Annotated in this window: 10 protein-coding genes; all 10 read right to left on the bottom strand. The window is 37.6% G+C overall.

All coding sequences use genetic code 11. The features are described 5' to 3' along the window. Positions 1–1092, bottom strand: a complete 1092-nt coding sequence (locus OZX60_02800) for a carbamoyl phosphate synthase small subunit (GenBank protein ID WEV45675.1) — start codon at positions 1090–1092, stop codon at positions 1–3. A gap of 13 nt (positions 1093–1105) precedes the next feature. Beyond that, positions 1106–2044 carry an aspartate carbamoyltransferase catalytic subunit gene (locus OZX60_02795; protein WEV45674.1) on the bottom strand — a complete coding sequence of 313 codons (939 nt, stop codon included), beginning with the start codon at positions 2042–2044 and terminating at the stop codon, positions 1106–1108. A 13-nt stretch (positions 2045–2057) separates the two neighbouring features. Next, on the bottom strand, positions 2058–3053 hold the full coding sequence (locus OZX60_02790) for an NAD(P)/FAD-dependent oxidoreductase (GenBank protein WEV45673.1): 996 nt from the start codon (positions 3051–3053) through the stop codon (positions 2058–2060). Between the two features lie 139 nt (positions 3054–3192). Continuing rightward, on the bottom strand, positions 3193–4461 hold the full coding sequence (locus tag OZX60_02785; GenBank protein WEV45672.1) for an NCS2 family nucleobase:cation symporter: 1269 nt from the start codon (positions 4459–4461) through the stop codon (positions 3193–3195). A gap of 27 nt (positions 4462–4488) precedes the next feature. Further along, positions 4489–5010: a bifunctional pyr operon transcriptional regulator/uracil phosphoribosyltransferase PyrR gene (pyrR, locus tag OZX60_02780; GenBank protein ID WEV45671.1), complete on the bottom strand. Its 522-nt coding sequence runs from the start codon at positions 5008–5010 to the stop codon at positions 4489–4491. A 279-nt stretch (positions 5011–5289) separates the two neighbouring features. Further along, positions 5290–7101, bottom strand: coding sequence for a glutamine--fructose-6-phosphate transaminase (isomerizing) (glmS, locus tag OZX60_02775; protein ID WEV45670.1), 1812 nt, complete (start codon positions 7099–7101; stop codon positions 5290–5292). Positions 7102–7551: 450 nt separating this feature from the next. Continuing rightward, the gene (locus OZX60_02770) at positions 7552–8472 is read right to left on the bottom strand and encodes an ATP-binding cassette domain-containing protein (GenBank protein ID WEV45669.1); all 921 of its coding nucleotides are present in this window, start codon (positions 8470–8472) and stop codon (positions 7552–7554) included. Next, positions 8472–9524 carry an ABC transporter ATP-binding protein gene (locus tag OZX60_02765; protein WEV45668.1) on the bottom strand — a complete coding sequence of 351 codons (1053 nt, stop codon included), beginning with the start codon at positions 9522–9524 and terminating at the stop codon, positions 8472–8474. Before OZX60_02765 ends, OZX60_02770 begins: the two co-directional genes overlap by 1 nt. A gap of 17 nt (positions 9525–9541) precedes the next feature. Beyond that, entirely contained in the window at positions 9542–10462 is a 921-nt protein-coding gene (locus OZX60_02760) for an ABC transporter permease (protein WEV45667.1), read from the bottom strand. Continuing rightward, positions 10462–11961 (bottom strand): ABC transporter permease, encoded by a 1500-nt coding sequence (locus OZX60_02755; protein WEV45666.1) that lies wholly within the window; start codon positions 11959–11961, stop codon positions 10462–10464. Before OZX60_02755 ends, OZX60_02760 begins: the two co-directional genes overlap by 1 nt. Between the last annotated feature and the right edge of the window lie 60 nt (positions 11962–12021).

Below are 12021 nucleotides of genomic sequence, written 5' to 3'. Positions count from 1 at the left end.
TTAGATTAAATCCATTCTTACTTCATTTTTAAAATTATCAATCATTTCCATGAAGTCATCAAATAGGTAGCTGGCATCATGTGGTCCAGGTGCTGCATCCGGGTGGAACTGGACTGAAAAGGCTGGATGATATTTATGTCTAACCCCTTCAACACTTTGGTCATTAATTTCAATGTGAGTTACCATTAAATCACTTGGTAGGTTTTCAGAATCCACAGCATAACCATGGTTTTGTGAGGTAAAATCAACCCGTCCTGTTGCAACTTCACGAACGGCATGGTTAAATCCGCGGTGACCAAATTTCATCTTATAGGTCTTAGCACCGTTTGCCATGGCAAATAATTGGTGACCCAAACAGATTCCAAAAATTGGATAAATTCCTTGGATTCCTCGAATCATTTCAAGAGCCTCAGGCACATCAATTGGATCTCCCGGTCCATTTGTAAGCATAACCCCATCAGGATTCATCTCAATGATTTCTTCTGCTGTTGTTGTATGAGGAACAACTGTCAGATTACAATTTCTTTTAGATAGCTCGCGCAAAATTGAATGCTTAAGTCCAAAGTCCACAACCACTACATTACGTCCTGTTCCAGGGGCTGGATAAGGAGTTTTAGTTGAAACTTGAGCTACCTGGTTAGTAGGCAGCACAGTAGCTTTCAACTGATCTTGCAGGTGAGAAATTTCATCACCAACATTAGCAAGAGTAGCCTTTAAGGTACCATGTTTGCGAATGATTCTAGTAAGAGCTCTGGTATCAATTCCTGAAATTCCTGGAATATTTTTTCTTTTAAGGAACTCATCAAGACTCATCTGATTTCTAAAGTTACTTGCAAGGCGTGCGTTCTCACGAACAACAACTCCCTTACAGGTTGGACTAATTGATTCATAATCATCACGGTTTATACCGTAATTACCAACCAAAGGATAGGTAAAGGTTATGATTTGTCCGTTATATGATTGGTCTGTTATTGACTCCTGGTAACCAGTCATTCCTGTATTAAAAACAAGCTCCCCTGTCACATCAAGATCAGCCCCAAAGGCTTCTCCTTCAAAAATCGTCCCGTCTTCAAGTATTAATAATCTTTTCATCCTGTCTAGTCTCCTAAAGCTTCTCTTGTTTTCTGTAATTCATTATTGCTTCAATTATTGCCATCCTAGCAAAAACACCATTGGTCATTTGTTCGACAATCCTACTCTTGGGACTCTCAACCAATTCACTGGCAATCTCAACTCCCCTATTAACAGGAGCTGGGTGCATGATGATTGCTTGATCCTTTAATTTCTTATAACCTTCAAGGGTTAAACCATAATTTTGATGGTAGTCTTCCTTAGAAAATTTCTTCAAACCGTCATGTCTTTCATGTTGAACCCGTAAAAGCATGAGGACGTCTAAATCCTCAATAATTTCTTCAAGACCAACATGTTCCCCGTACTGGTCAAACTCACTTGAATACCACTCCTTTGGAGCAACAAAATATAGTTTTGCTCCGAGGCGCTTAAGCATGTGCATGTTTGATTTGGCTACACGGGAATGGCTAAGGTCACCAGCTATTGCAATCTTCAAACCGTCAAAATGACCAAATTCCTCATAGATGGTCATCAGATCAAGAAGGCTTTGGGAAGGGTGTTGGCCACTTCCATCTCCTCCATTGATAATTGATGATTTAATGCTCTTACTAGCAATCAGATCTTCATAGTAATTTTCTTCTGGATGGCGAATGACGCAAATATCTGCTCCAAGAGCTGACATAGTAAGAACTGTATCATAAAGAGTTTCCCCCTTATTAACTGAACTTGTTGATGCATCAAAATCAACAACCTTATATCCAAGTTTCCGCTCAGCAATTTCAAAACTCTTGTGAGTCCTCGTACTTGATTCAAAGAACATGTTTACCATAATTTCAGGCTTCAAACTGTCAGCTGAAGGATTTTCTTCCTTAAAAGCTTGTCCAGCCTTAATAAGAGCCATCAAATCCTCATTTGTGAGAGTTTCCATGGTAACTAAATGTTCCAACATAAGTTTGCCATCTTGATTAATCATTTTCCTGCCTTTCTTACTTAAAGAGTGATGTACTGTGGGCACTCCTTTTATTATTAGGATAAAGTTTTCCTACAATTTGATTGACTGCCATAGGACCTTCCCCAAAACCTTGGGAAATCAATTTAATTTTTCCTGGATAAGTAACTCCGTCACCTATAGCGTAAATCATAGAAGCACTTGTTTCCATGAGTGAGTCGACTTCGTACAAGCCTCGGTCCTTTTCAATATCAACCTGCCAATTTTTATCAAGACCTGTTTCGGAAAGAAAGCCGTAGTTGACTAGTAAGTTATCCACAGATATCTTATCTTCCTGGTCAGCCTTAATCTTACTTAGGTGAATATTAATTAAATCACTGTCGTCTTCTATTTTTTTAAATTTATAAGGGGTTAGAATTTCAATGTCAGAAAGATGAAGCTGTCTTACACTTTCTTCCAGGGCTCTAAACTCTTCTCTTCTATGAATTAGATAAACCTTACTTGCTACCTTATTAAGCATCATGGCAATATCAATGGCTGAATCTCCTCCACCTGCTACTGCCACATGCTTATCCCGGTAATTTTCAAGCTTGTCTACATGGTAATGAATCTTTTCGTCTTCTTTCTCAAGATTTGTTTCAACATCTGCTGGAAGTTTTCTTGGATTAAAGCTTCCATTACCTGTGGCAAGAATGATTGCCCTGGTCTTGTAGCTGCCCTTACTTGTAATAATCAAATAATGATCCTCAGCCTTTTGGATATCAACTACTGACTCATTAACCCTGATTTTTACCTGGGGCATCTTTTCAACCTGTTCACTTAATTGACTAACAAGTTCACTGGCCTTAACCTTAGTGTGTCCTGCAACGTCATGGATATATTTATCAGGATAGATGGCCTGAAGTTGGCCACCAACCTGGGGTAAGCTTTCAATTATCTGTGTCTTGACACTTCTCATACCTGCATAAAATCCGGCGTATAAACCAACAGGTCCTGCTCCAACGATACTTATGTCATATATTTCTTCTGGCATATTAACCTCCACTAGTAATTTTGTAAAATCATTATGTAAAAAATATTTTACAAAATATAGTTTATCACAAGATGAGCTGATATCCTAAGACAGGAGTTAAATAAACTTCAATTAGTTAATTTATTACTTGCTTTATTAATTACTTCTTATCTTCCTTTGGTAAAAGTAAATTCAAGGCAATTCCAAGAATTGTTGAAAAGGCAACTCCTGTTATGGCAAAATCACCCATTTGGAAGGTTAGATTTCCAATTCCTGCTACAAGAATGACGCTTGCGATCAAAAGGTTCCTTTTATCATTAAAATCAGTCTTGTCTTCTACTAGGATTCTTAGACCACTTGCTGCAATAACTCCAAAGAGGGCAATGCTTACCCCTCCAAGAACAGGAGCTGGAATACTTGAGATTAGGGCTGAAATTTTTCCGACAAAACTTAATAGGATTGCAAGAACGGCAGCTCCTGCGATAACAAAGACACTATAGACCTTTGAAATGGCCATAACTCCAATGTTTTCACCATAACTAGTTACAGGAGGCGCTCCGAAGAATCCGGCAATTATTTGAGCCAGACCGTCTCCTGCGAGGGTTCTTTCAAGTCCTGGATCCTTGAAATAATCACGACCGGTCAAGCTATTTAAAACCATTACGTGACCAAAATGTTCAGTCATTGTTACAAAGGCAATGGGGGCCATCATTAAAATCGCACTTGGATAGAGCTTAAACTTATAATCAAGGAAGGGAATATCAAAGTTCGGTGATTTAAACCAAGGACTTTCAACAACACCTGTAAAATCAACAAGGGGTTGACCAATAATTTTCCCAACTACAAGGGCAAAAAGATAACCTGTGAAAATTCCAAGTAAAATTGGAATCACTGAGATGAACCCTTTACCATACATATTAAAGATAATTACTGCAAAAAGGGTGAATAGGGAAATAAGTAGATAAGGTAGGAAATACTGACCATCCTTATTCATTGAATCATTAACAGCATTAGCTGATAATGACAAACCTATAACCATTACAACAGGTCCTACGACAATGGCTGGAAGGATTTTATCAATCCAAGCCTTACCGATTTTTCCAATTAATAGGGCAACTAGGAGGTAAACAAGTCCTCCGACCATAGCTCCTTGAGCCACAGCCGGAATTCCGTCATGCTTTAAAAGATACTGCATGGCCCCGATGTAGGCAAAACTTGACCCCATGTAGGCTGGAATTTTAAATTTAGTTACAGATAGGTGGGCCATTGTACCCAAACCACTTGAGAAAAGAGCGATACTTGGATCAATTCCCACTAAAATTGGAACTAAAACAGTGGCTCCAAACATGGCAAATAAATGTTGGAAGCTTAGGCCAAATAAGAGGCCTGGTTTTGGCATATCATGAACATCATAAATAGGTTTTTCCATAGTTATCCATCCTTCAAATTTTTAATTTTAGTCTTCTCGTCTGATCTTGATGCTGTCAGCTCCATCAACTTCGCTAACTTCAACAATGATTTCTTCGTCACGGCTTGTTGGAATATTTTTCCCAACATAGTCAGCTCTGATTGGAAGTTCCCTGTGACCACGGTCAACTAGAACAGCTAGACTTACTTTTGAAGGACGTCCTAGAGTTACAAGAGCGTCAATTGCTGCACGAATAGTACGTCCTGTATAAAGAACATCATCTACTAAGATAATTTCTTTTCCTGTAATATCAACAGGCATTACAGTTGTATCGTGATCAGCCTTTTTATCATCCCTAAATGGATTTGTATCAAGTTCACCAAGAGGAATGTCAATGTTCTCTAATTGTTTTAAGCGTTCTTGGATTCTTTGGGCGATGTAAACACCACGTGTTTTAATACCAACCAAGACCAATTTGTCTAGGTCTTTATTACGCTCAATAATTTCATAAGTAATTCGTGTAATTGCTCTTTTCATTGTAATTTCATCGATAATTTCTTTAACTGACATCTTCTTTCCTCTTTCTATTTGATTATATAAGTAGCTACCTGCTTGAAACTAACAAAAAACACCCAGCCAGAAGGCAGGGTGTGTCTATGACAAAACATACACTTAGAGTGTAGGTAATAATATCAACATTGCACACCTTTACAGCCTCTCTGGACTATTCTTAAAGGTTTTTTTCATTATACTAAAAATTTTCTTAGGTTTCAAGTCACCATCCCATAAAAAATATAAGGAGCGAAAAAAAAAACAGCCGGTTAGGGCTGATTTTCATAAGGTTTATAATTATTCTACTGTTACCGCTTTGGCTAGGTTACGTGGTTTATCCACGTCAAGACCACGCATTAATGATCCGTAGTAAGCAATAAGCTGAGTCGGGATAACCATGGCAATTGGTGAAAGGTAAGGATGAACCTCAGTAACAATGATATCATCATCTTCTCTAGCCGCCGACTGTTCAACAATTGTTAGAACACTTGCTCCGCGGGCTGCAACTTCCATTACATTTCCACGAGTGTGGGCTGCAACAGTCTTGTCACTGTTGATTAAAGCCATAACAGGTGTTCCTTCTTCAATAAGAGCAATAGTTCCGTGTTTAAGCTCTCCTGCTGCAAATCCTTCACACTGAATATATGAAATTTCCTTAAGTTTAAGGCTAGCTTCCATGGCTACATAATAGTCATCACCACGACCAATGTAGAAGGCATTGCGGCTATCACCGATAACTTCCTTAACTTTTTCTTCAATCAAATCTTTTTCAGAAAGAGTCGCTTCAATACTTTGAGCTACTAGACTAAGTTCTTTCACAAGGTCAAAATCACGAGCTTCTGCTTTTCCGTTAGCTTCGCCGACAGCTTTTGCTAGGAAGTTTAAGGCTGCAATCTGTGCTGTATAAGCTTTAGTTGATGCTACGGCAATTTCAGGACCTGCATGTAAGAGCATGGTATAAGTAGCTTCACGTGATAAAGTTGACGCTGGAACGTTTGTTACTGTAAGACTTGGAATATTTCTCTCATTTGTCTTAACTAAAACCTGACGTGAATCTGCAGTCTCACCTGACTGTGATAGGTAGATGAAGAAAGGTTTCTTAGAAAGAAGAGGCATGTTGTAACCCCATTCACTAGCGATTCCAAGTTCAACTGGTGTATCTGTTAGAGCCTCAAGCGTACGTTTTGAAGCAAATCCTGCATTGTAGCTAGTTCCAGCTGCAATAATGTAAATACGGTCTGCTTCTTGCACAGCCTTGATAATTTCAGGATCTACATTCATTGATCCATCTTCATGCGCATAAGTATTAATTAACTTACGCATAACTGTTGGTTGCTCGTCAATTTCCTTAAGCATGTAGAAAGGATAAGTTCCCTTTCCAATATCAGATAGGTCAAGCTCTGCAATATAAGAAGAACGTTCAATTTCATTTCCTTCATAATCGCTAACAGTAACCTTATCTTTAGTTAAAACAACAAGTTCCTTGTCATGAATTTCCATGAACTCATTGGTTTCACGAATCATGGCCATGGCATCACTACATACCATATTGTAACCATCTCCTAGACCAATAAGAAGGGGGCTCTTATTTTTAGCCACATAGATAACATCAGGATCTTCAGCATCCATAAGAGCAAAGGCGTAACTTCCTTCAATAATTGAAAGGGCCTTTTCAAAGGCTTCAAGAAGGCTCATTCCTTCCTCAGCAAATTTTCCAATTAACTGAACTGCTACTTCTGTATCTGTTTGACTCTTAAAGTCTACATCAGTCAAATATTCTTCCTTAATATCTTGGTAGTTTTCAATAACCCCATTATGAACTAGCACATAACGGCCTGTTTGATCAGTATGAGGATGAGAATTTTCGACAGAAGGTTTACCATGAGTTGCCCAACGAGTATGACCAATTCCTGCAGTTCCTTGAGTGTCATCACCAATTTCTGAACGAAGCTTAGCAATACGTCCCACTGATTTGACTAGTTCACTGCTACCTGGACTATTAACAAAAATACCAGCTGAATCATAGCCACGGTACTCTAACTTTTCTAGTCCCTGTAATAAAATATCAACTGCGTTGTCATTTCCAACAACTCCAACAATTCCGCACATTAATTTGTCTCCTTTAAATTGGTATATACTTGTATACTATCTATTTCAGATGTCAAAGATAATATAAACTAATAGTTTACTCCTGTCAATAATAAAATTCTGTTTTTTTTAAAATTATTGGTATAGATTGATATATAAATAACTAAAAAAAGCTAGCTACACTAAGCCAGCTTTTTTTACAGCCTTATCTAAACGATAACTGGTTCTAACCCTTCCAAAAAGTAGAAGGAACCAAATTGTAGCAAAGAAAATTCTTCCGCTTAAAAAAGCGTCAGCAAAGAACCATGCTTCAAACATCGTAATTAATAAAAATTGTAGAAATTGTTTTTTTACCATATTTTTTAATAAACCTTTATTTCAAATGTAAATTCTGAATCTAAGTCCAGTATAGCAAAATAAGCTTATTTTTCCTATAATCCTAAAGGATGAAAAATAAAAAATAGGTTAGACCTATTTTTCATTTTTATATTGAGCTTCTTCAGCATCATTTGCCCAAACAAAGTGTCCAGGAGTAATCTCTCTAAAGCTTGGTTTATCTGTCTCGTAATCATGAATTCCATCATAAACAGTTAATACCTTAACTTTTTCAAGTTCAGGATCTGGAATTGGAACTGCAGAAAGTAAACTCTTAGTATATGGGTGCAGAGGATTATTAAACAATTCTTCAGTTTCAGCCATTTCAACGATTACCCCGTGATGGATAACGGCAACCCTATCCGCAATAAAGCGAACCACACTTAAATCGTGGGCAATCATTAGATAGGTAAGGCCTTTTTCCTCTTGAATTCTCTTCATAAGATTTAGAACCTGTGCACGGATGGAAACATCAAGGGCTGAAATTGGCTCATCTGCAACTACAAGCTTAGGTTCCATGATAAGAGCCCTTGCAATACCAATCCTCTGTCTCTGACCGCCTGAAAATTCATGGGGATATCTTGACAGATGTTCTGGTAGAAGTCCCACTTCTTTAATCATTGTCTTAACCTTCTCTTCACGGTCAGCATCATCTTTAAAGAGGTGGAAATTCCTTAAACCTTCTGAAATGATATAGTCAACCGTTGCACGTTCATTAAGACTTGCTGCAGGATCCTGGAAGATCATTTGAATGTTTCTAATAACATGCTCTTGTTCTTCCTTTGAAAGTTTTTTATTAATTTTTTCACCTTCAAAAACAATATCACCTGATTCAACATTGTTTAGACCCATGATTGCACGACCGATAGTCGTCTTACCACTTCCTGATTCACCAACAAGACCAAAGGTTTCACCCTTGTAGATATCAAAGTTGGCATTTTTAACAGCGATATTTTTATTTTTACCCTCACCAAAGGAGATTGATAAATCTTTGATTTCTAATAATTTTTCAGCCACTATGCCTCTCCCTTGCTATAAATTTTCTTCATTTTGGCATGCAAATCTTGAATTCCCTTAGGTTTTTCAAGTTTTGGTGCACGTTCGTCTAAAAGCCAAGTTTTAGCCCAGTGGTGATCATTTACCTCAAATTTAGGAGGTATTTGTTCAAAATCAATGGCTAAAGGTTCTGGATTTCTAGGGGCAAAGGCATCTCCTTTAATTTCATTATAAAGAGATGGTGGTGTTCCTTGAATTGAGTAAAGTTCTTCGGATGTTGCAAGCTGCGGTAGGCTTGATAGAAGGGCCCAAGTATATGGGTGGCGACTATCATAGAAGATATCTTCAACAGTTCCGTATTCGATAATCTCACCAGAATACATTACTGCTACCTTATCGGCAACACTTGCAACTACTCCAAGGTCATGAGTGATAAAGATCATTGAAAAACCATATTCTTTTTTAAGTTCTTTCAATAAATCAATAATTTGTGCTTGAATGGTTACATCTAGGGCTGTTGTAGGCTCATCACAAATAAGAATCTTTGGTTTACTTGCAAGAGCTATGGCAATAACAATCCTTTGACGCATTCCTCCTGAATACTGGAAAGGATACTCATCATATCTTTTTTCAGCTTCTGGAATTCCTACCTTATCCATAAGATCAATAGCAACTTCTTTAGCTTCAGATGCACTTAGTTTTTGGTGTTTTACAATAACCTCACTAATTTGGCTACCAATGGTATTAATTGGGTTTAAACTTGTCATAGGATCCTGGAAGACAGTTGAAATCTGTCCACCACGAATTTTTTCCCATTCCTTGTTTGTTTTTAAGTCTGTTAAATCTTGACCATTGTAAATAATTGATCCTTCACTGACCTCACCATTACTTTCAAGCATACCAGTAAAGGCTTTGGTAAAGACACTTTTCCCACTTCCAGACTCACCAACAAGAGCTAGAGTTTCTCCGTCAAGTAAATCTACTGAGATATCACGAATGGCACGAAGGGTACGGTCACGGACCTTAAATTCAATACTAATATTTTTTGCAGAAAGAACTACATCTTTAGTCATGATTAAAACCTTCCTTTCTACATGTGTGTTCTTGGATCACTAGCATCAGCTAGGGCTTGTCCAACAATATATAATGAAATAGTAACTAAACCAAGAACGGTAACAGGAATCCAAAATAGGTAAGCATGGTCTGTTATGTTACTTGTATATTCAGAAATTAGTCGTCCTAGAGACGGAGTATCACTCGATAGACCTACACCTAGGAAGCTTAGGAATACTTCGTAAGAAATAAATCCTGGTAGGTAGCTAGCCATTGAGGTAACGATAATAGATACCAAATAAGGTAGAATATTTTTGGTAATTGTTGTCCAAACACCAGTACCTAAGGTACGGCTGGCAATATTGTATTCCCTATCCCTTAGACCAATAACATTTACCCGGATAAAGTAGGCTGAACCCACCCAAGATGTAATTGTCATGGCAAGCAGTAGGTTCCAAAAACCTTGACCAAAGGCATATGAGAAGACCATCATGATTAGAAGAGCTGGGACGTTATTTACAATATTGTAAAGCTCAAGCATAAATTTGTCAATCTTTGGTGATACTCCCCAGATAGCTCCAACAATAACACCGATTACGGTGGTTATTACTGTAGCAAGAACCCCAATTAAAATTGAAGTACGGGCACCAGCCCAGACAGCATCAAATAGACTTTGTCCATTTGAGTCTGTCCCGAACCAGTATTTGGCATTTGGATAGTTGTAACGGGCACTAAAGTCATCAATTTTACCTGCATCAATAACCGTATATCCTGAAAACATAGGTTGGATAAAACTCATTAAGAGTAAGATTACTAGGATTGATAGCATGACTAAGGCTAATTTATTAGAAAGAAATTTACGTCCTACACTCCTCCAATAAGAGTACATAGGGGCTTCAATCTTTTCACTTTCATCGCTTCTTGGAGGTACAAAACTAAATAATTGTTTCTCATCCATTATTTTCTTCCTCCTTTTTCTGCTAAGTTAATACGTGGATCAATTTTTTGCATCAGTAAATCTCCGAGTAGGACTGAAATTACTGATAGACTTGTAAAGATAAAGGTAATACCGACTACCATTGCATTGTTATGTGATTTAATGGCATCTGGTAACATTTTACCCATACCTGGAATTAAGAAAATGGTTTCTGTCATTGTTGCCCCAGAAATGGCTAGGATAATTGAAGCAGGAATTCCATTACTGATTGGGATCATGGCATTCTTCAAGATATGTTTACTATAAATTTCTTTTTCGCTCAGACCTTTAGCACGAGCAAATTTAACATAATCACTTGATGCTTGGTCGAGCATATAACGACGAATCCATAGGACATTTCCTGGCGTTTGGAGGAGGGCTAGGATAATCACTGGAAGAATATATGAACGAAGATCACCTGCTCCGTAGTCAGTAAAACTATCTGGTAGACCAAATAAGCTATTTCCGACAAAACGGTCAAAGTAAATTACAGCAAGAGACGGTAGAGCGATAAAGGCTGTTGTTAGGAATAGTCCCATACGATCAAGGATTGAGTTTGCATGGCGACTAAGTTGGGTAGCCAATGGAATTGAAATTAAGTAGCTTAAGATTACAGCAATAACTCCAATCACAAATGAATTTTTAATCATTGATGGATCCTGGTAGTTACTTTTAACGTCTGTATAGTCATCTTGGAAAATCTTCTTAGATCTTTCATCTTGATTTTCAGGACTTTGATACTGGGCAGTATGAATGTTAAATGAAGACATCATCTTACTTCCATCTTCCAAGGTAATCTCTTGAGATTTAGTTTGTCCTTGTCCACTGGTTAAGACATTCATTACGTCACGGCCACCAAAAGTTGGATAAGATTCACCAAGGTATAATTTAATGATATTTTGGTGGATGTAAGGGAAAGATTTGTCAAAGTAAATTAAATATTTGTGCTGGGTACCACTACCTACAAGGGCTGGCCCGTTACCTTTTGTCCACTCAAATTTAACATATCTCTTTAAATCTGGATTTGAAGAATCCTTAACCTTCCAAGGATGATCAATTTGAATTAGGTTAGCATAGAATTTAATTACACGTTCATAGATTGGAATTTCTCTGGTCGCATATAAATCCTTACTATTAGGAAGTTCACTAACTACCCAGCCCTTACCCTTTTCTTTAGCCCATTCTTGAGCTATTTTAAGGTTCTCATCGGTCCCCTCTGAGGTGAAAGAAGGCGTATTTTTGCTTATTTCATTAGCAAGTTGTTGAGAATTGTAGTAATCAATATAGCCTTGTTTTCTGTAAACACTATTTTCATAGTTTGCTTTTTTATCTGGATCACCTGCAACCTTAGTTATATTCGGGTCACTTGTAAAAATTTGGCTACGGGGAATTAATGAGAATATGAGCGTATAAACAATCGCTGTAACGACAACTATTGAAAAAACTGCTCTAAGTAATCTTGATAGTATATATTTTTTCATAATTTTCTAACCATTCTATAAAACGCAAATTGAGACTGGAATTTTCCAGTCTCTATTATG

It is taken from the genome of Streptococcaceae bacterium ESL0687, assembly GCA_029392475.1.
In the GTDB taxonomy this organism is placed as follows: Bacteria; Bacillota; Bacilli; order Lactobacillales; family Streptococcaceae; genus Floricoccus.
Note: the sequence above shows the minus strand (reverse complement) of the source record. Positions and strands in the feature narration are given on the sequence as shown.

Excerpts from the sequence above, each read along its gene's own strand:
- OZX60_02800 (WEV45675.1), bottom strand. The coding sequence starts at position 1,092 with ATGAAAAGATTATTAATACTTGAAGACGGGACGATTTTTGAAGGAGAA.
- OZX60_02795 (WEV45674.1), bottom strand. The coding sequence starts at position 2,044 with ATGATTAATCAAGATGGCAAACTTATGTTGGAACATTTAGTTACCATG.
- OZX60_02790 (WEV45673.1), bottom strand. The coding sequence starts at position 3,053 with ATGCCAGAAGAAATATATGACATAAGTATCGTTGGAGCAGGACCTGTT.
- OZX60_02785 (WEV45672.1), bottom strand. The coding sequence starts at position 4,461 with ATGGAAAAACCTATTTATGATGTTCATGATATGCCAAAACCAGGCCTC.
- pyrR (WEV45671.1), bottom strand. The coding sequence starts at position 5,010 with ATGTCAGTTAAAGAAATTATCGATGAAATTACAATGAAAAGAGCAATT.
- glmS (WEV45670.1), bottom strand. The coding sequence starts at position 7,101 with ATGTGCGGAATTGTTGGAGTTGTTGGAAATGACAACGCAGTTGATATT.
- OZX60_02765 (WEV45668.1), bottom strand. The coding sequence starts at position 9,524 with ATGACTAAAGATGTAGTTCTTTCTGCAAAAAATATTAGTATTGAATTT.
- OZX60_02760 (WEV45667.1), bottom strand. The coding sequence starts at position 10,462 with ATGGATGAGAAACAATTATTTAGTTTTGTACCTCCAAGAAGCGATGAA.
- OZX60_02755 (WEV45666.1), bottom strand. The coding sequence starts at position 11,961 with ATGAAAAAATATATACTATCAAGATTACTTAGAGCAGTTTTTTCAATA.